Source organism: Paenibacillus sp. oral taxon 786 str. D14 (genome assembly GCF_000159955.1).
GTDB lineage: Bacteria > Bacillota > Bacilli > Paenibacillales > Paenibacillaceae > Fontibacillus > Fontibacillus phoenicis.
This window is the reverse complement of the sequence record NZ_GG695972.1, coordinates 52929-75078: the sequence shown is the minus strand read 5'-3', so window position 1 is coordinate 75078 and position 22150 is coordinate 52929. Positions and strand designations below refer to the sequence as shown.

The following is a 22150-nucleotide window of genomic DNA, read 5'->3' as shown; positions in this document are numbered from 1 at the left end:
CAAATAAGCTCTAAGCAACAAGCTCGACTGATTATGCAAAATATTCTGCCACCAGTGCCGAGGAATAAACTGAGGAATCAGGACGGTAATGTGATCGGTCTCCGCCGTTTTCCATTCCACGGTATCAATGAACTTCATCAGCGGCCGGATAATGCTGCGGAAGCTGGAGCGCAGCGTAATGAGCCGAACCCCCGGATTCCATTCCTCCCACTTCTTCTCCATGCGTTCGATGTCCTCATCATCAAATCCGACATACACCGCAACAACGTTATCCGTCAGCGATTTGGCGTAGCTTAACGAGTTCATCACGACACGGGTAACGCCCGCCACCGGCACGACGATCGTGCTGCCCTTTATGCAAGGTTTGTCTTTATCGATGTCAATCCGAAGCTGGTCGGCGATATTGATATAATGTCGATGGATCTGGTAGAAAATAAACATCACGAGCGGCAAGAAGATGAATACGAACCAGACATGTGAAAACTTCGTGATAATGAAGATGAGCGTAATGCCCAGCGTCGTCAGCATGCCAATCGTGTTAATCGTAAACCGGAACACCCAACCTTGCGGCTTGCGCTTGATCCAGCGCACCATCATCCCCAGCTGGGACAAGGTGAACGGAATAAATACCCCAACCGCATAGAGCGGAATCAGGCTTTCCGTGTCGCCGTGGAATCCAAGAACCAGCAGCGCCGAGGCTACGCCCAGGAAGATAATTCCGTTTGAAAAGCCAAGCCGGTCACCGCGCACCATAAACGCATGCGGCATGTATTTATCTTTGGCGAGCATAAACGCCAGCAGCGGGAAGGCCGAATAAGCCGTATTGGCTGCCAGAAACAGGATTAACGCTGTAATGCCCTGGATCAAGTAGTACAAGATCCCGCGCCCAAAGGTCGATTCAGCGATTTGAGATATTACGGTGGCCTTCGGATCCGGAGCAATTCCGTACCAATAGGCCAGCGCACTAATACCGATAAACATGGTGCAGAGAATGACACCCATCATCACCAGCGTGGTTGCGGCATTCCGCTCCGCCGGCGGCTTGAAGTTCGGAATGGCGTTGGACACCGCCTCAACCCCGGTTAAGGCCGAGCACCCCGAACTGAACGCCTTGAGCAGCAGGAACAAGCTGACGTTGGATACGGCCGTCCCGAACTCCGGTGCGCTGGCATGAATCCCGCCAGTCCAATACTTGTAGAGTCCCGACACAATCAGGACGAAGATGGAGGCCACAAATAGATATACCGGAACCGCCAGCATTGAAGCCGATTCCGTGACCCCACGCAGGTTCATGATGGTCAGTATAGTAATCATCAGGAGGGCGATCAGCACCCGCTGATCATGCAGCATAGGGAATGCGGATGTTATGGCATCTGTACCGGCTGACGAACTTACAGCTACCGTCAGTATATAATCAACAAGCAGCGAGCCGCCGGCCAGCAGTCCGGTTGACCGCCCCAGGTTATCCATCGCCACGATATAGGCCCCGCCCCCGGTCGGATAGGAGAAAATCGTCTGGCGGTACGACAGAATCAGAATCAACAGAAGCCCAAGTACCGCAAACGAGATCGGGATCGAATACCAGAGCGCGGAAAATCCCGCCGCCATCAGGACGATCAAAATCTGCTCCGTACCGTATGCCACGGAGGACAACGCGTCCGACGACAATACGGCCAATGCCTTAAGTTTGCTTAGCTTTTCTCCTTCAATTTCGGTACTTTTCATCGGTCTGCCGATCAGTACCCGCTTCAGTTTGCTTACCATGATGAAATCCTCTTTTCATTCTCAAAATAGCCTTCAATCCTGATCCGCTCGTAGTCCTTTAGGCTTCCCATTCCTGCAGCGAACAACACAAAAAGGCCGCAGGAAAGTTGGACCTTCCCGCAGCCGCTTTAAAAAGTTCAAGCAGATCACTGCGACAATTCCCTCTTTCGGACGCTTACGGAGTTAGCTGACGGATTCGGGCACGAAAGCAGCCCTACGCAGTTTGGCCAAGTTGGCCAAATCAAGCGATTCACCCCGGAAACCCGCCCTTTTGGACGCGTTTCATTGGTTCCCCCGTTTCTTTCTGAAATAAAGAAAGAACTCAGCGATCAGGTATTTTCGCCATATCAAATTGCTACGGATGAATCATACTCCCCGCCTCAAGAAGTGTAAAGATGAGGAAAAGGCGAATGGGTCGGAAAATGGGATCGACCTTGTTCGAGGAAGCGCATACATCATCCTCTTGCATTCATTTTTGAGGGCAGGCTTGAATTATCGAAGCATACATGCAAAAAACACCGTAAGGAGCGACATCCAGTCGCTTCCTACGGTGTTCTGATCTCAAACCGATACAGGTTTAAAACGAGAGTCCTCTCAACTTCTTATCCAGCAGCTCGAACGCCAGCTGCAGCCGATCTTCCGGCACCTCGCTATAGCGATCTCCGATACTGATTTCAAAGGTACTTCCCCCATCTGCCTTCTCCTTGACGAAAGAGGTTAAGCCAACCCCGGTTTCCCGATATACCTCAATCAGCACGGGCTCCAATCGATCCTTGGGAACGTCCGAATGAACATGGAACATGTTCGACACCGGGATCGCCGGGACGGTCTTCATCCGATGACATTGATTAAACAGACTGGAGAGCTCCTGCGCTTGCCGATAATACATCCCCATCTTTCCTATGCGCTGCTCATAGTAGTAATCCGCACTCAGAAAATAAGGATACAAGCTGATGAGATCCCCGCCATGGCGTCTTTTCCACACCTTAGATTCCTTCGTCAGCTCCGGATCCCCTGCCAATATGGCTCCGGCGATTCCGCCGATGCCTTTGTAGAACGAGATATAGACGCTGTCGAACAGGGCGCAAACCTCTGCGGCGGTTTTTTCGTAGTAAGGCAACACTTCGAACAGTCGGGCTCCGTCCAGATGCAGCTTAATGCCCCGCTCCTGGCAGTAGGCGGAAATGGCTTCAAGCTCCGCGAACGGCGGCAGCTGACCGCCGATTTCGCGCTGCGGCAGCTCCAGCAGCAGGCACGAGACATCCTCCGGCAGTTGCCGAACGTCCTCCATCTCAATCAGCCGATCCTTATCCGCCAGGAGAATCGGCTCCAGCCCGTGCAGTTCCTTTAATCCGTCTTCCTCATGAATTTCCAAATGGCATAAAGGATGATAGGCCACACGTTTCGATCCTTTGCGGTCGCACCAAATCCGTAAAGCAATTTGCTGCGCCATCGTGCCGCTCGGAAAAAATACAGCCGACTCCTTGCCGAGCACCGCAGCCATTTTCCTTTCGAAGGCTTCCAGCGCTTGTCCTGTACCGTACATGTCGCTGTCTACCCCGCCGCTGATCTCGGCAAAAGCCTGCTTCAGCACCTCTACATTCCGTTTTCCGTGGCCCACCACTTGATAAACCGTCCGGTCAAAGGCCGCCTTCAGTGTCCGCCTATCCAGTACCCCATCATTTCCATACATGCTCCTCGCCGCTCCTCTCCCATGCTGTCTGTCTAGTTTGTATGATCATGCTTATTATAGCGCCATTTGAAGCAGGAATCGATGATTTGGATGGATTGGGCGGTATAGGTCTTGAAAGCCTCCTTACAGAATTATCCCTTTCGTTCAGAAGGAAGGAAGAAAAAGGACGTCTGTAAAAATCAGACGCCCTTTCTAATGCCGTATTGATGGATTATAGCTTAAACACGTTCGTCAATCCGTTCATATTCTCGGACAGTTCGACCAACTTACAGGAGGTCTTCTCGATATCACCGAAGATCCGTTCCTGCGTACCAAGCTGATCTTGGATATCGCCGGACACTTGCAAGCCAGACTCGATCGTGGTGTTCACATCCTCCAGCGTTGCAGTCATTTCCTCCAGCGCTGCGGCTTGGGTGGTAACCCCATCGGAAATATCGTTCAACATGGCGAAGGTGTTCTCCATATTGTCCATGATTTGCTCGATATTGATCTTCACGTTCTCCGATTGCGTTACGCCCTGCTGAACCTTCTCTTCCGTCTGGGCAACCGCAGATACCACACTGCCGGTACGAACGGTCATATCTTCAACCAAGCTGCTGATTTCCTGCAGGGAGCGGTTCGTATCCTCGGCTAATTTCCGGATTTGTCCGGCTACCACCGCGAACCCTCTGCCCTCTTCCCCGGCCCGGGCCGCTTCAATCGCGGCGTTAAGGGATAACAGGTGAGTCTGTTCGGAAATTTGTTGAATAATGCTGACAACCTCGGTAATTTTCTGACTCTGTTCCTCAAGCCCAAGTACCTCACTGTTGACGTGCTTCGTATTCACCGCCAGCTCACTAATCGCCTCAACGATCGATTCCACCGAACGCTTCCCGCCTTCTGCGGAATTCATCACCAATTGGGCCCGCTCGGCAATTTGGTTAGCAAGTTCTGCTGTCGTCTGCGAATGGTTCGTAATCTCCGAAATGGCAATGGCCGTTTGCTTCATGCTTTCCGCGTTTTGAGTAAATACGTTCAGCAAATCCTTGATACCCTTGTTGATTCCGTGCATCTGCCCATTCGCCTGCTCAATGATGCGGTTTAACTCTTCCGAAGACAGCGTCACTCGTTCGGAGGAGGATTGGATGGATGCGATCAAATGCTTCAAGTTATCTCTGGCCTTCTGAAGCGAGAAGATCATTTGCCCGGCTTCCCCTTGCTGAAACGTATGTATTTGCGTCGATAGATCGTTATCGGCCATAGAATTAGCGAGCTTCGCGCCTTCTTTAAGCGGACGAACTAGAAAAGCTTCGGAGATAAACGCAGATATCACTTGGAAAATGAGAAAAATGATCAATGCCTTTAATCCCAAAGAGGGGGTAATCAGTTGAAAAAAATCATTACTCTGGCTATAGGATAAGGTTGCAATTAGAGCGGTATTGGAGACGAACATGGCCAAGAAGACAAGCACCATGATCCGGGTCCGGATAGAAATATTGCGAATTCGATTCATCTTAGTATCACCTGGTTTATTCGTAGTATAAAGCACATTGTTTTTCCGCTCCAAGTATCTCCTCCTATCTTTAAGATAGGCATTTGATTCTAAATCTATCGTGTGATGTTCATTATATAGTCCAATATATAGTTCCATTTAACCATAGTCAAATGCACGTTAACAACTTTTGATTGGAACTATAGCGACAGGATTAATATCGCTCTTGTTAAACTGGTTAATAACCAATTCGACAAAGCTTACGACGTGTGGAATTTCTTGCCCCATACGGCTTCAAACTCATCCATCGCGGCTGCGGCAGCCTGTTCGTTGACCGCCTTGTAAATCGGCTTTAGCGCCGCTGCGACGGCTTCTTAAGCGCGTTCTGGATATCGCCAGCCGTCTTAATGTCGTTTTCTTTAATAAAGCTTTGAATTTGATCTTTGCTAAAAACGCCAACCATCCCGCGAGCAACCCGCCGCGGGATGGTTGGCATTCAGACCTCATATTGTCTCGAGCGGGTGGTGTCCACCTCACCGGACGTTTCCGGCGCCGATTCGAAAAATACACGTTGTGCCGGATAAGCCAGCTTAATCCCCTCTTCCTCCAGCACCTGCATAAAGGCCAGATTCATTTCCTGACGCACTGACAAGTACTCTCCCCAAACGGTTGATCGCGTGAAGTAATAGATGAAAATGCCTAAGCTGCTCTCGTTAAAATCCGTAAACTTCACGAAAATGGTGCCTGGGTCGATTTGCTCGTTGTCGCGTAGCAGTTGTTCGATTCGATGGATGGCTGCCATCATCCGCTCCCGATCAGAGTCCAGCGCCACAGGAAGTGTAAAAGTCACTCTTCGCTTACCCATTTTGCTCCAGTTCGTGATTGGCTGATCTGCCAGTTGAGCATTGGGAACGGTAATCACCGCATCAGCGAAGGTGCGGATCTTCGTGCTGCGAAAAGTAATATCCTCCACCGTGCCTTCAGCGGTGGGCGTCAGAATCCAATCTCCTTTGGAAAAAGGCTTTTCCAAAATAATCACAATGCCGCCAAAGATGTTCCCTAACGTATCTTTGGCAGCCAAAGCTACGGCTAAGCTGCCTAACCCCATGCCGGCCACCAGTCCATTGATGCTAAATCCCCATTCCGCCCCAATTAAGGCTACAGTTATGATAACCACAACGATCCGGAGGACCTTCGATAAGAACGGAATAAGCATGCTTGCATCGTCTAATCGGATTTTGCGGCTTAATCCCTCCAGCATCACCGAGGATTGGGCGGATAGGATGTACATCCCCCATCCGATCAAGGCGATGACGCCGCTGCGGAATAAGGGATCCAGGCCTACGGCGATTTCCACATTGCGCGGCAGCAAATATTTCAACCCTATTTCAAGGCCAATCAGAATGAATAACCACCGAAAAGGCCGCTCCAGCACTTGTCTCCATACTTCCCTCCCGCCGAACGCCGCAGTTCTTCTGCGGTTCAGCAGGGTAAAAGTCAATTTTACGAATCCTTTGTTAAACAGGGCGAATAGCGCAATAATTCCGATGGTGATCCCCGTATTCACCCATCCAAGCTGTGTGAAGAAGTCCAAGAAGCCTTCTCCATCGTTCATCGTTATATCATCTCCTTGAATTAAAGTGCCATTATAACATTTGATTACGAAGATTGTCTAAAAAGGGTGGTGCCCCCGCGCTAGTTCCATGAACACATCCATTGCTTTTGTGTAAAAGGGCGAAGCCTGTGAAATAAGCGAAAATTGGCGGAAATACGGCATCCCCTCCACCTCCAGGAGCCGCAACGTCCCGAGTGCGAGTTCCTTCCGCACCGCCGTTTGGGACAGCAGGCTAATCCCTAGCCCCGCCTCTACCGATTCCTTGATGATTTGCGTACTGCCAAATTCCATCAAACGCTCCGGATGAAAATGATGAAGGTCAAACAACTGATTCGCCGCTTCGCGCGTTCCCGAGCCGACTTCCCGGACGATCCAGGTCTCCTCACGCAAATCGGCAAGACGAAGGCCCTTCCGCTCCGTATAACGGTGTCCGGTCGGTACGACTACATACATTGCGTCATCAGCGATCGGCTCGATCCGAAAGCGCTCATCCCGAAACTCTCCTTCGATGATCCCCACATCCAGCCGGCCGCTTCCCACCAGTTCCTCGATCTCCTTGGAATTTCCGATCGTGATCGCCGGTTTGATCGCGGGGTACTCGACCATCATCTCTGCCAAGAGATGCGGCAGAACGTACTCTCCATACGTGTAGCTGGCACCAATGGTCAAATTCCCCCGCGCCGCATGTTTCATATCGTCAATGAGATACTGCATTCGCGTATACAATCCGGATATTTCCCGGGCATGGTGATATACGATTTGTCCTGCCGGGTTCAGACGCACGTATTTATTACTGCGATCAAGCAACTTCGTCCCCAGCACCTGCTCCAGAGAACGGATATATTGGCTGACTGCCGGCTGCGTCATATGAAGCGCTTCGGCAGCCCGGGTAAAACTTTGCTTCTCCACTACGGCAATGAATACCTCCAACGCCGGGTCCATCCGGCTCCCTCCTCCTCTTCCATTATCCTCATTACATAATCATATACTTATCATTATTATATTAATGATTTATTTTACTTATTATTAAAGCCGAATTATGCTGAAAAGGCAAATCAACGGAGGTGGATACAAATGGAGACTCCCTTAACTCAATCCGAAACGGTTTCGGCAATGCCGCAACCGGCAAAAAAAGCCGATCTCCTGCTCGGAGGCATCGGCTTTACCATCGTAATCGCATTGCTCGGCTTCGGACTCGCCCGTTTGCCGGGCTTCGACCGGGTCGGCCAGCTTGCTTGTTCCATCCTTTTGGCCGTTCTATATCGGCAATTCGTCGGATACCCGGAAACCTTACGACCAGGGATCCAGTTCACTTCGCAAAAGCTGCTGCGGCTGGCGATTGTTCTGTTCGGGCTGAAACTGAACTTAAATATCGTGCTGCAACAGGGCCTGCCGCTGCTCGCGCGGGACGCGGCAACGATCTTTTTCAGCATTCTCGCCACCCTGCTGATCGGCAAATGGTTGAAGGCCGATTTCGCACTTTCCCTGCTGCTGGGCATCGGCACCGGGGTGTGCGGGGCAGCAGCGATCGCAGCCGTCTCGCCGATCCTCAAAGCCAAAGAAGGCGATACCGCCATCGGCGCAGGAATGGTGGCTTTGATCGGTACGCTATTCTCTGTGGCGTATACATTCCTTCGACCGGTGCTTCCAATGTCCCCGCTTCAATACGGGGTTTGGAGCGGCGTCAGCCTGCACGAAATCGCCCATGTGGCGCTCGCCGCCGAACCAGCCGGTCCGGATGCCCTGGCGGTCGCTTTATTAGCCAAATTGGGTCGCGTGTTCCTGCTGATTCCGCTCAGCTTCCTGCTGATGTACGTCATGAAGCGAGCCGGGCGGAAGGCAGAAGGGAACCAGGCGACTCCAGGGGCGGTGGCCGGATACCCAGACGGTCCTCGGGCCACTGTCCCGTTCCCTTGGTTTCTGCTTGGCTTTCTCGCCGCCAGCATGCTCGGAACCTATGCGTTCGGAACATGGATTCCGGTACCTTCTACAGTACTCGACGGCATGTCCACCTTGACCAGTTTTCTGATGACGATGGCCATGGTGGGCTTGGGGCTCAACGTCAACCTGCGGGAGCTGCGCTCCAAAGCACTGCGTCCGCTGTTTGCAATGTTGATCGTATCGGCGCTGTTGTCGATCGGGGCCTGGCTATCGTTTACACTTTAAACTTGCCGATCATCGCCTGCAATTCCTCAGACAACTGACTGAGCCCCTCCATCGAAGCCATCATTTCTTCAACGCCGGCGTATTGCTCCTCGGTGTGCGCGTAGACCTCGCGGGAGCCGCTGGCGGTCTGCTGCGCAACCCGATCGATCGTGGCGATCGCCTGAACCACAGCATCCGATTGGGAGTACAATTGCTCGGCCTGCCCGGTCACCCGGCTGATTCGGCCGGCCACCTGCTCGACCGCCTGACGGATGCTCGTGAACACCTCGCCGGCCTGCTGAACTGTGGCAATACCGGCCGCGACCTCCTGCGAACCAGCTTGCCCCGCCTCAATCACAAGCTCCATCTCGCTGCGCACGCCTTCGAGCATCTCGGCTACACCTGCAGCCGCCGCCCCGGTCTCCGCCGACAGCTTGCGCACCTCGCCGGCGACCACGGCGAACCCTTTACCGGCTTCCCCGGCCCGCGCCGCCTCGATGGAGGCGTTCAGCGACAGCATCTGCGTCTGCTTGGCGATCCCGGCAATCAGCTCAGCAGCCTCCGCAATTTGGCCGGAGCGAACGCCCAGCCGCTCGATGAAGGCGCGCAGCTCGTCCATCTGCCGCTGGATCGACGCCATCTGCGCCGCTGCTGACGCGACGATGTCCTCGCCGGCCCGCGTTTCTTGCACCGCCGCCTCCGATTCCTGGCGGGCGTCATCCGCGAGGCCTGCCATCTCCCGGGCTCCGGCAGCCATCATCGTCACTTGGGCCACGCCCAGCTCGACACTTTGCACCTGCTCCTCGCTTCCGGACGAAATTTGGCCCATGATGTCCGAAATTTCCCCGGAGGAGGCACGGAACTGCTCCGACTGGTGCCGCAGCTGATCCGCCGATGTTGCAACGCGTCCGGCATGCCGCCCCAGATTGCGGATCATCTCCTGCCAGCTTCGTCTCATATGGTTAAACGCAGCCGCCAATTCCCCAATCTCATCGCGGTTTCTCACAGCGATCTCTGCAAGGGTTAAATCGCCGTCTGCCAGCTCGCGGGCCCCCTTCACCATCACTCGCATCGGTTTGACGATTTGCCGGGACAACAGGACACCGGTCAAGACGGCGAAGAGGATCGCGATGGCCCCGCATATCACTAAAATCCACAAAGTGATCGCCGATTCTTTCTTGAACTCGGCCAATTTCGCCTGAAGCGCGCTCTCCTGCAGCGTCCGCAATTCACTCGCCCCTTGAATCATCGTATCCGATGTCGGAATCGCCCACATCAACGCTTCCGCTTTCGCCAAATCCGGCTTTCCCGATTGTACGTAATCGCGAACCTTCGTCAGCAAGCGAGCAAACGTCGCATTGGATTCCGATAACGAGGAAGCAACCGCCCCCTGCTCTTCACCTTCGGAAGCGCTTACGATTTGGCCGATGATCCTATTCAATTCATCATTGGCTCCCGTCAATAGCTGTTCCTTCTCGGACGAAGGCTCCACGATATAACTAAACAAGAGACTGTTCTGACGCTGCGTCTCCATCTCCAGCTTGGCCGCTTGATCCCGTGCCGCCGTATTTTGCTCAAGCAGCTCGGAATAGTTCTGATCCATCCGGTTCAAGAACACGTAGGCCACTCCAGCAATGACCCCCACCAGCAGCGATACCGTGATAAAAGCCGCCGTCAGCTTCCGGCCGAGCGAAAACGCGTGCCCTCTAGCTCCTTTTCCATAGGATTTCCCCTGATTCTCCATCTTTGTCCCCCCTTGGTTGGATCTAACGAACAAGGGCCGCCAGACAAATCATCTGCGGCCTATGTTCTTCTTGTCTATTCACTTGTATCATCTATCAAACCGTGGCAGGAGGGGAATTCAAAATTCTCCTCTGTTCTATCAAAATTCTCATATCTAAGACTTAGCCGAAGATTTATGCGGTCTCTCTCGCCTTACCTGCCCGCATAAAGATCTTAATGATCTCATTCAAGAGCAGCGGGATTAACGCCAATAGGATCACGAGCCCCCAATCGGATAAGCTGAGATATTGCACCTTAAACGCTGCGGCCAGGAACGGAATCGAGATCGACAGGAACTGCAGCAGCAATCCGGCGATAACCGCTCCGACGAGCAACAGGTTGGAGAACAGACCAATCGTAAAGATCGACTTGGTCGCACTACGCTTCGAGAAAGCGTAGAACAACTGTGACGCTGCCAGCACGACGAAGGCCATCGTTCGCGCGTAAGTTATCACATCCTCAGGAATGCCGAAGGAGCGCAAACCATACCCATGCTCGCGAAGTCCTATGTAAAATGCAAGCAAGGTCAGCGACCCGATCAAGAGCCCGCCAAGCACCGCCTGCCACGCCGCGCCCCCGGCAAAGAAGCTCTCCTTCGGATCGCGCGGCTTGCGCTTCATCACGTCCTTCTCGCCAGGATCAACGCCCAGCGCAATCGCCGGTAACGTATCGGTGACCAGATTGATCCAGAGGATCTGGGTCGCTAGGAGCGGCAACGGCCAGAAGAACAGAATCGAAGCGAGTATTGCCACGATCTCCCCGAAATTGCAGGCCAGTAGAAACGTCACCGTCTTGCGAATATTCGCGTAGATGTTCCGCCCTTCCCGAATCGCCTGGACGATCGTGGTAAAATTATCGTCGGTCAGAATCATGTCGCTGGCGCCCTTCGACACATCGGTGCCGGTAATCCCCATGGCCACGCCGATGTCCGCCGTCTTCAGCGAAGGGGCGTCGTTGACGCCATCCCCAGTCATCGAGACGATGTTGCCCTTCGCCTTAAAGGCCTTGACGATCTTCACCTTATGCTCGGGCGAGACGCGGGCAAATACGCGGATGCCGTTGATTTTCTCAGCAAACGCCTCTTCCGACAGCTCGTCGATTTCCGCCCCGGTCATGCTCTGCTCGAGGGAGCTGGCAATCTCCAGCTCTTTGGCGATGGCCACAGCGGTGTTGCGATGGTCGCCCGTGATCATCACCGGAGTGATGCCCGCCGCTTTCGCCTCGCGGATCGAATCCTTCACTTCGGACCGCGGCGGATCGATCATGCCAACGAAACCAAGGATCGTCAGATCCTGCTCCATTTCCTCCGGCGGCAGAATGCGGTCCGTATCCTTATAGGCAGCGCCCAGCACCCGGAGCGCGTCGTCCGACATCGCTTCGGCGGCTGCAATGAAGCGTTGCTTCAGCTCCTCCGTCAGCGGCACGACCTCCCCGTTCACCACGGCGCTGTTCGAAATCCGCAGCAGCTGGTCAATTGCCCCTTTCGTATGGACGCGATAGCCCTCCCGCGTCTGGTTAAGCGTGGACATCAGCTTGCGGTCCGAATCAAACGGCTTCTCGGAGATCCGTTTGTATTCGGCCTCCAGCGATTTCTTCGAAAGTCCGTGCTGTTCGCCGAAAGCGACTAAGGCAATCTCCGTCGGGTCGCCGGTCCCTTGGCCGTTCTCGTAAGTGGCATCGGAACACAACACGAACGTCTTGATCATTTCGATCGGCGCCTCGTCGCCCAAGGGCTCCGCGGTAAAATGCTTGACGACCGTCATTTTATTCTGGGTTAGGGTTCCGGTTTTGTCCGAGCAGATGATGTTCACCGAACCCAGCGTTTCAACGGCCGGCAGCTTCTTGACGATAGCGTTGACGCGGGACATGCGGGTAACGCCAAGCGCGAGTACAATCGCTACGATCGCTGGCAGCCCTTCTGGAATCGCTGCGACCGCCAGGCTGATCGCCGTCAGGAACAGCTCGAACAAATCCCGTCCCTGGATGAGGCCGATCACGAAGATCACGACGCAGATGCCAATGGCGATGTAGCCAAGCATTTTGCCGAGCTCTTCGAGCTTTTTCTGCAGCGGAGTCAAGTCCTGCGTATCTTCGTCCAAAATTTTGGCGATTTTGCCCATCTCCGTATTCATCGCCGTCCCGACGACAACCCCTTCGCCGCGGCCATACGTTACGAGCGTAGACATAAACGCCATGTTGCTCTGGTCCCCGATGGGCGTTTGCGCTTCTTGATGCACATCCTCCGCATTTTTATCCGACGGTACAGACTCGCCGGTCAGCGCGGATTCCTCAATTTGCAGGTTGGCGCTGTCAAGCAGCCTCAGGTCGGCTGGAACGAATCGTCCGGCATCCAGGATCACGATATCGCCCGGAACGATTTCCCCGGAATCGATCTCCTTCACATTGCCGTCACGCCTTACCAGCGTTTTGGGGGTGGTCATTTGCTGCAGCGCCTCAATCGCTTTCTCCGCTTTCTGTTCCTGAATGACTCCGATGATCGCGTTCAACAGGACAACAGCCAAGATGATGATGGCATCCATGTATTCTCCGACAATCAGCGTAACGATGGCGGCAGCCAGCAGCACATAAATCAGCATATCCCTCAACTGAGCGAAGAAGAGCGACCATAAGCCCGGCTTCGGCTTGCCTTTAATCTGATTTGGCCCGTACTTAGACAGGCGCTTCCCGGCTTCTTCCGAAGACAGTCCGGCAGCGGGATCCACCTGCAGCTCTTGCAGGACGGCCTCCCGGGTTTTTGTATGCCACATGCAGCAGCACCTCTTTACTTGAATTTGATAGACATGAACTTACCATTATTGTAAACCGAATCCACAGGAAATTATGAGAAAAAATAAGCAACAGTACACATCGATATCCCGCCACAAAATTGCCATAATATGAAGGACCCTGAGCAAGCTGCATGAAGATGAAAAAAAGCCCGGGCTATGCTACAATACTGAGATGTTAAACGGGAACGTTTAGAGGGATGTCATTCTAGGAGGGTATTTCATTTCATGTTAATTATAGGTATCGCCGGCGGCACCGGGTCCGGGAAAACGACGGTGGCCCGCTCGGTTATCGGCCAGCTGGACACCGATAAAGTTACGTTTATTTCGCAAGACAACTACTATAAAGACCAATCGCACCTCAGCATGGCCGAACGGGAAAAGACGAACTACGACCATCCCTTCGCCTTCGATAACGAGCTGTTGGTGGAGCATCTGAACCAGCTCAAGAACGGACAAGCCGCCTATGCTCCGGTGTACGATTTTACGAAGCATACCCGTTCTGATAAGACGATCAAGCTGTTGCCCAATAACATCATTATCGTCGAGGGACTCTTCGTCCTGTATGACGAGAAGCTGCGGGAGATGCTCGACATCAAGGTGTTCGTGGACACTGACTCCGACGTGCGCATCCTTCGGCGCGTACTGCGCGACATGGAAGAACGCGGCCGCTCGATCCATTCCATCCACCAGCAGTACCTCGCAACGGTGAAGCCGATGCATGAAGCATTTATTGAGCCGTCGAAAAAATATGCCGACCTCATTATCCCCGAAGGCGGGCATAACGAAGTTGGCATCCAAATGCTGGCCATTCTGACGGAGAAACACCTGTCCGGCGGGTTCAAATCCTAGAGGGGACGGCGCGGATCACCGCTTGTCTAAAGCACAAATCCAAGCTTCGGTCCCATGATGCTAAACTCATTCTCTGTATTGTTGCTCTGCCGTTGCCCCGTTTGAAGCTAGATCCAGGGTCGCCTGTCCCCGGTCCAGCTTTTTTTCGGAATGCTTCACAAACATCCCCTCGATTTCAATCATTTTCCTTTAAGATTCCGCAGCATGGCGGGGTTTATACAAAAAACCGGCACCCGAGGAGGATGCCGGTTTTCGTTAATGAGTGATGGAATGATACGTATCGGATAATAGTTCGAAGTTGAGCAGCCCTGTGGATTCGAGCACTCGGTGGGCATTGCCCAGATTCCCGGGGTCGCCAATGCCGATGGCTACCATATTGGCATCCCGGATCGCGGCGATGCCGGAGTATGCATCCTCGATGCCGAGACAATTTCTCGGCGGAACGCCCAGCGCCTCGGCTGCGCGCAGGAAGATTTCCGGATCGGGTTTGCCCCGTTCCAGAATGCCGGCATCTACGATCTCGTCGAAGTAGCCGGTAATGCCCAGCGATTGCAGAATAGCCGGGGCGTTGCGGCTTGCCGATGCGACGGCCATTCGGATGCCGCGAGCCTTCAGCTCCTCCAGCAGTTCCTTGATCCCCGGGAGCAGATGCTCTGGACGGATGCGGCGGATCAGCTCCTGGTATCGCTCGTTCTTGCGCTGCATGAATCGCTCTTTATCGGCTTCCGAATAGATGCGGTCCGAACGTTTCAGTAGAAATTCGAGCGAGGTTCGGCGGTCAACGCCCTTCAGGTTTTCATTGTACTCCTTATCAAATGGAATCCCCAGTTCATTGGCCAATTCCAGCCATGCCTCGTAATGAAATTCAGCCGTATCGGTCAGAACTCCGTCCAAATCGAAGATCACCGCCTCCAGCTCCCGGTTGGGCAGCGCAACTTCGCCGTCGATCTCAACTCGCTTGCCCAAATGGCAGATCGTCAGCGGGCTGCCTTCAACCAGCCTGTAGATGGTTTTGTCCTTCGTCACCTGAACGGACAACATGCTGCCTGCCACCCGCAAGTTAAACGCATAGCTCGTCCATTGATCAGGGATGTTTGGTGCAAAATGCAGCTCCCCCTCCACCTGCCGCATCCCGGCGAAGCCGTCGACGATCATCAGCCGGCTGCCAGCCATCGAAGCGGTATGGATCCCGTCCTTGACGTTAAGATGATAATCGTCCAGATCGACGCGAGCCGTTTGCTGGAAGAAGTCATAAGCTTTGTCCATATAGCCGAGCTCCGCGCCAATGATCCCATGGATACAGGTGGACAAGGAGGAGTCATGCGTTGTCAGCGGCTCATAATAGTTATAGTTCCGCTGCTTCTCCCACATCGTAAACCGCTGGCTTTGGGTATACATCGCCATAACCAAGTCTGCTTGCTTCAGGACTTGGTGGCGGTTGATCCGCAAGCTATGATAGTGCATCATCAGCGGGTAGTGCTCTTTTGGCGTTGCTTTAAAGTCCCACACCGGCTTATTCAGGAAGGAATCGTCCTGCCCGATCAACCCGTTCTGGCGATGGATGTAGATGCCGGCCGCCGCTTCGTTCCACCGGTTCACTTCTTCCTCACTGATCCCCATGGTAGCAACCAGCTCCGCCCAGCGCTCCGGACGTTCCTCCCGCAATGCCGTCGCAACTCGCACCGCAAATTCGAGCTGATCCTTGATCATCAGATTCGTATAGGTATTGTTATCGATGACCGTTGTATATTCATCCGGCCCGGTTACGCCGGTAAAGCAGAAGCCGCGGCCTTCGATCCACGCCCCCGCCCCAGCAAAGTAACGCGACGTTTCAAATAAGATTTCCGCCCCTTCCTCATACAAGAAGGGTTTGTCTCCCGTCACTTCCACGTACTTCTTCAACGCATAGCAAATGTCCGCATTGATATGGATTTGAGCCGTGCTGGCGGACGGGTATGCCGAGGTCTCCTCCCCGCCGATCGTCCGCCAGGCGTAAAGGGCACCTTGTTCGCCCATTTCCCGGGCCCGTTCTTTGGCCTTAGGGAGAATGTAATGCCGGTATTTTAGCAGCTGCTTGTTAATCTCCGGTTGAATGTACAGGAAATACGGGAGCATATAGGTTTCCGTATCCCAGAAATAGTGACCGTCGTAGCCTTCGCCTGTGATGCCTTTCGCCCCGATGTTGGTCCGGCCGTCCCGTCCAACGGATTGCAGCAGATGGTAAGCGTTGAAGCGCAGCGCCTGCTGCAGCTCGGCGTCCCCCTGCACCAGGATGTCTGCGGTCTTCCAATACTCATCCAAGAAGGCTTGTTGCGAGGCGGCCAACTCGGCATATCCCATCGTCATGGCAGCCTCCAGCTCATCCGTGGCCAGCTGCAGCAGCTTCTCCTCCGGATCATCCTTGGAGGTAAAGTAAGTTATGAATTTATCCAGGACGACGGTGCCGTTCTCCTCGGCCTGTACATGGAAGCGCTTCTCGATTCGTTGCTCCAACGCGACCGTTTCCAGTTCGTAAGCATGGTTGAGAGCATGCTCGATGCCGCACAGCACCGCAAAATGTGTCATGCTCGTCGATTGGAGCAAAGCACAGAACGTCCGATGCTCATACGATTCCTTCGTCTGCAGCACTTGCCCGTTGAAGGCTGAGCCCGCACGCGGGTCACCTCCCCCCGCCTGATTGGCCACACGCCCGTCAACCGCCGACACAAGCAGAATCTCTCCCGAGAAATTCAGCGGTGTCACTTCATAACGGATCGCTGCCAAATGCTTGCGGCTAAGGGCAGCAAAGCGCTCGATGCGAATGCGCAGCTGTTTGCCCGTCGTCGTTTCCCACACTTGCGTCCGGACGACCGTCCCTTTCCGCATGTCCAGCCGGCGGCTGTAATCGCTGATCCGCTCCGCGAACAAACTGAATTTCTCACCGTCCACGTACAGTTCGATAATTTTGCCGTCCGTCACGTTCAGCATCGTCTGGTGCAGCTGGGGATGTCCATAATGCCGGGCCTTCGGGTAGGCGATAGGAGAAGAATCGTAAAACCCGTTCAGATACGTGCCGTGCAACGATGTTCCCGGAGGGCCGTCATACCCCTCCTCGAAGTTGCCGCGAATCCCGATATAACCGTTGCCAACGGCAAATACCGTTTCATCCCGCTGATTCGTCTCTACATCAAATGACGATTCCGTTACCGTCCAAGGCTCAAATGGATAGATGACTTGTCCTGACCGCATGTGTTTCTCTCTCCTCCTTCTCCCGCATCCAAGACGGGCTCTCTTAGATCTAGACCAAAATTGCCCCGTTTTGGGTTAACGTCTCCTGCAGCGAACGGATATCCACCTCTGCCGGCGAAATGCCCTGCGCTGCCGCCATTGCGGCGGCCGTGCCTGCGGCTTGCCCGGTTGCCATGCAGCTTGGCGTCAACCGGGTTGTAGCCAGCGCTTCATGCGTTGTAGAGATGCAACGGCCCGCAATCAGAAGATTGTCGATGTCCTTTGGAAGCAAGCAGCGGTACGGGATGTCGTAGGCGCCGTCTCCGTTGATCCAAGCCGCTTGAACCGCTTTGCCCGACGGATCGTGAATGTCGATCGGATACCCGCTGCGGGCGATCACGTCCTCGAAACGGCGTCCTTCTACCACATCCTCCATTGCCAGTGCATAACGGCCGACGACCCGGCGCGTCTCCCGAACGCCGATCTGCGTACCAACCTGCGTGATTTCGGCTTTGGCAAAGCCCGGGAGACACCGCTTCATGAAATCGGCGATCATCATGACCTGCTGACGCCCAAGCTCCTCCGCTTCGGTCAATTGCTCCACATCGGTGCCGTCCAGCCCTTGCACGCGAACCATGTTCACGACGATTTCGTCTTCGCCTGGACCGGTGAAGAACAGCACCTGATCGCGATTGATCGGCAGGCCGGCTTCCTTCCAGTGCTTATAAAAGCCTTGCACCGCCGTCAACGGAAGCTCCTCCAGTTCGTCAATCGGCGTCTTACGGTAAAATTCGTCCGGATGCTCGATCATGTACTGCTTAACGGCCTGCAGATCTACGCCCTTCATGCGGAATTTCATGGTCATTGGCTGGGTTTTGCCATCCGACTCCCGGCCTTGCAGGACCGGCACACCGGCAAAGAAGGCCAAGTCGGCGTCGCCCGTCGTATCAACGAACTGCTTGGCCCGCAACTCTACAGGCCCGGATTTGGTCGCCAGACGAACCGCCCGAATAATTCCGGTCTCGCTCACCGCTTCGTGCATGAAGCTATGGGCAAGCACCTTGACCCCGGCTTCCCGCAGCATCTCTAACGCAAGCAGCTTGTACACTTCCGGATGATAAGGCGTCACCGTATGGACGAACCCGCAGGTATCGCGGACATGGCCGGGCGAAGCCCCTCGCGCCGCCAACCGTTCGACGATCTCCTGAGCAATCCCGCCGATCACCCGCTTGCCATCCATCGTGTGGAACGTCATCCACGGATAGACGAGCGCGATCGTGGACATGCCGCCAAGAAATCCGTAGCGCTCGACCAATACGGTTCGCGCCCCTTGCCGCCCCGCCGCCAAAGCGGCATTAATTCCCGCCGGTCCGCCGCCAACAACAACGACATCCGCTTCTAAAATACTATGCATAAAGTACCACCCTTTCTTGAAGCTTCAGCTTCGATATGCCCTAAATCAGCCTTTGACCGCCGAGCTGGCGATCCCCTCCACGAACCAGCGCTGAAAGAACGCCACCAGGAGAATCAGCGGCAGCAGAGCCGAAACAGAAGCTGCCATGATCGCGGTATAATTGGTCGTATTTTCGTCCACGAAGTTCGTCAGCGCCAGCGGCAGCGTATACAGCTCGTTCGTTCGCAGGAAAATCAATGGTCCCTCGTATTCGTTCCAGTGCCAGGTGAAGCTAAGGATCAGCAACGAGACCAATGCCGGTTTCGTCAGAGGAAGACACACTTGCCAGAAGGTACGGAAGACACCGGCGCCGTCCACCTTAGCCGCTTCCAAGATTTCGTTCGGCAAGGTACTGAAGAACTGCCTCATGATAAATGTGCCAAGCACAGAGAACATGCCGGGCAGAATAATTGCCAAATGGCTGTCCACCAAATGCAGCTTGTCAAACAAAATGAATCGCGGTACGAGCAAAATTTGCGTTGGAATGATCATCGTCGACAGGTAAAGAAGGAACATCACTTCTTTACCTCGGAAATCCAGCTTGGCGAAGGCAAAGCCGGCCAAAGCGCTGGTCACGAGCGTTCCGAGCACGGTCATGGCTGTAATTTTAATCGAGTTCCAGTAATACAAGGCAAACGGGTATTTCCCGGCCCACACTTCGATATAGCTGTCGAAATGGAACGTGTTTGGAATCCAGTCGATCGGCGTCTGGAACATTTCCGATTGCAGCTTAAACGATGACGAAGTCATCCATAAGAACGGCAGGATCATGCAGACCGCCAGCGCGGCAAACACGATCGTGAAAACCCACTTCATGAGCTTGCGTTGTAATGTCATTTCTTTCGTCCCCTCCTGTTTAGAACTCGTCCTGCCATCTTTTTTGACCCTTCCATTGCACCAACGTGATTAGCAAGATGATCAGGAAGAGCGCCCAAGATACGGTTGCCGCGTAGCCGACCTTATAATATTGGAAGGCCTGAATGTAGATGTAGTAGGACAACACCATCGTGGAATTCAGCGGCCCGCCCTTGGTCATAACGGATACGGCAGCAAAAACCTGGAACGTGGAAATGATCAAGGTGATGGCGATCATGAAGCTTGTCGGTTTTAGCCGCGGGATCGTAATGCTGAAAAATTGTCTTATTCTGGAGGCCCCATCCACCTCAGCCGCTTCGTACAAATCTTTAGGGATGCCCTGAATCCCGGCCATGTACAAAACCATCGTATAGCCGGTGTAAGTCCAAGCGACCATGATGATGATTGCCGGCAACGCCCAATGCTGGCTGGCCAGCCACCCCGGGACGTTATGGAGGCCAAGCCCCCGCAGAAACTGGTTAATCGGTCCTTCCGACGGGTTGTACATGACGCTCCATACGACGGAAATTGCCACAATGCTGCTGACGTACGGAAGGAAAAACAACACTCGCAGGAAATTCTTCATATAGACGAATGAATTCAGGAAGACCGCCACAATCAACCCGACGATCATCGCCGCCGGAACGGTGACTCCGGTGAAGATGACGTTATTTTTCAGCGACTGCCAAAAATATTCGTCCTGGAACAACTGTTTAAAATTATCGAACCCGACCCAATCGATCCCGGCGTAGCCTCGCAAATAGTCCCAATCCATGAACACCATGGCTAAGCTGATCAATAGAGGAAACAGGATGAAGATAAAGACGCCCAAAAAATTCGGCAGAATAAACAAATATCCCGCCAGATTATCCTTGTAACGGTTTTTGCGGATTCCGTTTTTCACGGTTGGTTCAGCTCCCTTCTCTCATAACCGTATCCTAAGAAAAATCGCCCCCTCTCGGAATGGACAGGACTTGACGTTTTCCGTCCGATTCCTTTCGCAAAGAACTTACGAGCGCCCAAAGAAATAGCAGGGGGAAGTCAAGAATTCTCTCCTAAAATATAAAAAGACAAGGAGCCCGGTTGGGGTTCCTTGCCTTGTCTTGTCTTGCGATATGAATTATTTGCTTTCGGATTGGATCACTTTGTCGGCGCGCTCTTGCATCGCTTTAAGCGTCTCGTCCACCGATTGCTGATTCATGAAATATTTCTCCGCTTCTTCCTTAGTGATCGTGGTGATTTGCGGGAACGCCGTCGCTTTCTCGCGAACCGCAAACGTGTAATTCGCCTTCAGCACATTCCCCAACGATTCCTGATCGATCACGTCCTGCTTGTCGCCTACGATCATCTGAGTCACTTGATCGAAATCTGCCGTTTTGTTCGTCGGAATGCGTCCGCCCGGAATCATGTCCATATTGCCTTCTTGCAGATACCAGGAGATGAATTGGAACGCTTCTTCCTTATGGGCACTGTTGTTATTGATGGACATGAAATCGTTCATGCCGCCGTTGTTGACGTTGGTACCTTTTTCGTATTGCGGAGCCGGAGCGAACGCTACAGCGAAGTCGCGCGGCCAAGTGTCCGTATCCTTCAAGCTTCTCATCATCCAAGCGCCGCCGTATACCATCGCCGCCTTGCCCGTCAGCAGTTCGTTTGCCGGATCCAGCTTGTTGGCGATGCCTTCGCCCCAGCTCACCATAGCGCCTTCATCATACAGCTTCTTCTGAATTTCCAAGCCCTTCTTCATCGCCGGGTTGTTGAAGTTCGACAAACCTTCCGCGTTATAGAAGGAATCCTTCGGTTGGCTGGACACCAGCGTAAATTTGCCGATCAGCAAATCTGCACCCGGTGTAACAAACGCGCCCTTACGGCCGTCCTTATTCAGCTTGAGGGCCAAGTCAGCGAAATCGTCCCAAGTCCAGTCCGTTGGTACAGGTTCGCCGATTTCATCCAAAGCTGATTTGTTCAACACCACGAAGTCGATGTTTTTATAAGCCGGCAGGTAGTGGATTTGATCATTGTATTTCAGCAGGTTTTCGCTGCCAATCACGCCGTCCACGTCAAACCCTTGCGCGCTGATCAACTCATCCAGCGGAGCTGTCATACCGGAATTTTCACGGCGGAACAGATTGTTCTCCCCATAGCTGAAGAAAATATCAGGCGCGTCGCTTTGCATCATCAGTGCGGTATCCAGCTTCGTATTGCCGGAATCGTCGTTGATGTAACGCACGTAATTTACTTGAATGTCAGGATGAGCTGCGTTCCACTTGTCGATGACGGTTTGCGGACCATTCTCTTCTGGAACCGCTCCCCAAACAGTCAAGTTCACGACGCCGCTGCTGCCTCCATTGCCGCCTGCATCAGTGTTGCTATTTGCGTTCTCCTTGCCATTGGAGCAACCGGTAACTACGATGGTAGCTGCCAATGCCAAGGACATAACGCCTTTCAACCATTGCTTCATTCCTAAGTCCCCCCAGGTTGTGGATTGTTTCTCTTGCTATGAATAAAGTAACAAAGCCTGTCCGGG

15 protein-coding genes and 1 riboswitch are annotated in these 22150 nt (G+C 53.6%); of the genes, 2 read left to right on the top strand and 13 right to left on the bottom strand.

All coding sequences use genetic code 11. The features are described from left to right. The 6 genes from POTG_RS05515 to POTG_RS05495 form a co-directional block, all read right to left on the bottom strand. Window positions 1-1764 (bottom strand): APC family permease (locus tag POTG_RS05515; protein ID WP_009223825.1); only part of this gene is annotated, 1764 nt, incomplete at its 3' end. Window positions 1765-1921: 157 nt separating this feature from the next. Then, window positions 1922-2102, bottom strand: a riboswitch (cyclic di-AMP (ydaO/yuaA leader). Between the two features lie 239 nt (window positions 2103-2341). Continuing rightward, on the bottom strand, window positions 2342-3457 hold the full coding sequence (locus tag POTG_RS05510) for a threonine aldolase family protein (protein WP_009223824.1): 1116 nt from the start codon (window positions 3455-3457) through the stop codon (window positions 2342-2344). 211 nt (window positions 3458-3668) lie between these two features. Further along, complete coding sequence (locus tag POTG_RS05505; protein WP_036644510.1) at window positions 3669-4949, bottom strand: methyl-accepting chemotaxis protein; 1281 nt, start codon at window positions 4947-4949, stop codon at window positions 3669-3671. A gap of 331 nt (window positions 4950-5280) precedes the next feature. Then, window positions 5281-5424, bottom strand: coding sequence for a hypothetical protein (locus tag POTG_RS23605; RefSeq protein WP_157273325.1), 144 nt, complete (start codon window positions 5422-5424; stop codon window positions 5281-5283). Further along, window positions 5425-6543 (bottom strand): mechanosensitive ion channel family protein, encoded by a 1119-nt coding sequence (locus tag POTG_RS05500; protein ID WP_009223822.1) that lies wholly within the window; start codon window positions 6541-6543, stop codon window positions 5425-5427. Window positions 6544-6600: 57 nt separating this feature from the next. Next, entirely contained in the window at window positions 6601-7485 is an 885-nt protein-coding gene (locus POTG_RS05495) for a LysR family transcriptional regulator (RefSeq protein WP_009223821.1), read from the bottom strand. A 132-nt stretch (window positions 7486-7617) separates the two neighbouring features. On the opposite strand from POTG_RS05495, the gene POTG_RS05490 reads away from it, so the two are divergent. Continuing rightward, window positions 7618-8709 carry a YeiH family protein gene (locus POTG_RS05490; RefSeq protein ID WP_009223820.1) on the top strand — a complete coding sequence of 364 codons (1092 nt, stop codon included), beginning with the start codon at window positions 7618-7620 and terminating at the stop codon, window positions 8707-8709. Here POTG_RS05490 and POTG_RS05485 read toward each other — a convergent pair. Continuing rightward, a complete protein-coding gene (locus tag POTG_RS05485) occupies window positions 8699-10432 on the bottom strand; it encodes a methyl-accepting chemotaxis protein (RefSeq protein ID WP_009223819.1) in 1734 nt (577 codons plus the stop codon). The two genes, POTG_RS05490 and POTG_RS05485, sit on opposite strands and share 11 nt — an antisense overlap. 172 nt (window positions 10433-10604) lie before the next feature. Beyond that, window positions 10605-13238, bottom strand: coding sequence for a calcium-translocating P-type ATPase, PMCA-type (locus tag POTG_RS05480; protein ID WP_009223818.1), 2634 nt, complete (start codon window positions 13236-13238; stop codon window positions 10605-10607). 246 nt (window positions 13239-13484) lie between these two features. Here POTG_RS05480 and udk point away from each other — a divergent pair, with 246 nt between their 5' ends. Then, a complete protein-coding gene (udk, locus tag POTG_RS05475; protein WP_009223817.1) occupies window positions 13485-14108 on the top strand; it encodes a uridine kinase in 624 nt (207 codons plus the stop codon). Window positions 14109-14363: 255 nt separating this feature from the next. On the opposite strand, the gene pgmB is transcribed toward udk, so the two are convergent. The 5 genes from pgmB to POTG_RS05450 form a co-directional block, all read right to left on the bottom strand. Beyond that, window positions 14364-17336, bottom strand: a complete 2973-nt coding sequence (pgmB, locus tag POTG_RS05470) for a beta-phosphoglucomutase (protein ID WP_009223816.1) — start codon at window positions 17334-17336, stop codon at window positions 14364-14366. A 49-nt stretch (window positions 17337-17385) separates the two neighbouring features. Next, entirely contained in the window at window positions 17386-18729 is a 1344-nt protein-coding gene (locus tag POTG_RS05465; protein ID WP_009223815.1) for an FAD-dependent oxidoreductase, read from the bottom strand. A gap of 45 nt (window positions 18730-18774) precedes the next feature. Beyond that, a complete protein-coding gene (locus tag POTG_RS05460) occupies window positions 18775-19605 on the bottom strand; it encodes a carbohydrate ABC transporter permease (RefSeq protein ID WP_009223814.1) in 831 nt (276 codons plus the stop codon). Window positions 19606-19624: 19 nt separating this feature from the next. Next, window positions 19625-20527: a carbohydrate ABC transporter permease gene (locus POTG_RS05455; RefSeq protein ID WP_009223813.1), complete on the bottom strand. Its 903-nt coding sequence runs from the start codon at window positions 20525-20527 to the stop codon at window positions 19625-19627. Between the two features lie 216 nt (window positions 20528-20743). Beyond that, entirely contained in the window at window positions 20744-22084 is a 1341-nt protein-coding gene (locus POTG_RS05450; RefSeq protein ID WP_009223812.1) for an ABC transporter substrate-binding protein, read from the bottom strand. Window positions 22085-22150: the final 66 nt, after the last annotated feature.

Excerpts from the sequence above, each read along its gene's own strand:
- POTG_RS05450 (WP_009223812.1), bottom strand. The coding sequence starts at position 22,084 with ATGAAGCAATGGTTGAAAGGCGTTATGTCCTTGGCATTGGCAGCTACC.
- POTG_RS05480 (WP_009223818.1), bottom strand. The coding sequence starts at position 13,238 with ATGTGGCATACAAAAACCCGGGAGGCCGTCCTGCAAGAGCTGCAGGTG.
- udk (WP_009223817.1), top strand. The coding sequence starts at position 13,485 with ATGTTAATTATAGGTATCGCCGGCGGCACCGGGTCCGGGAAAACGACG.
- POTG_RS05500 (WP_009223822.1), bottom strand. The coding sequence starts at position 6,543 with ATGAACGATGGAGAAGGCTTCTTGGACTTCTTCACACAGCTTGGATGG.
- POTG_RS05490 (WP_009223820.1), top strand. The coding sequence starts at position 7,618 with ATGGAGACTCCCTTAACTCAATCCGAAACGGTTTCGGCAATGCCGCAA.
- POTG_RS05510 (WP_009223824.1), bottom strand. The coding sequence starts at position 3,457 with ATGTATGGAAATGATGGGGTACTGGATAGGCGGACACTGAAGGCGGCC.
- POTG_RS05465 (WP_009223815.1), bottom strand. The coding sequence starts at position 18,729 with ATGCATAGTATTTTAGAAGCGGATGTCGTTGTTGTTGGCGGCGGACCG.
- POTG_RS05495 (WP_009223821.1), bottom strand. The coding sequence starts at position 7,485 with ATGGACCCGGCGTTGGAGGTATTCATTGCCGTAGTGGAGAAGCAAAGT.
- pgmB (WP_009223816.1), bottom strand. The coding sequence starts at position 17,336 with ATGCGGTCAGGACAAGTCATCTATCCATTTGAGCCTTGGACGGTAACG.
- POTG_RS05460 (WP_009223814.1), bottom strand. The coding sequence starts at position 19,605 with ATGACATTACAACGCAAGCTCATGAAGTGGGTTTTCACGATCGTGTTT.
- POTG_RS23605 (WP_157273325.1), bottom strand. The coding sequence starts at position 5,424 with ATGCCAACCATCCCGCGGCGGGTTGCTCGCGGGATGGTTGGCGTTTTT.
- POTG_RS05485 (WP_009223819.1), bottom strand. The coding sequence starts at position 10,432 with ATGGAGAATCAGGGGAAATCCTATGGAAAAGGAGCTAGAGGGCACGCG.
- POTG_RS05505 (WP_036644510.1), bottom strand. The coding sequence starts at position 4,949 with ATGAATCGAATTCGCAATATTTCTATCCGGACCCGGATCATGGTGCTT.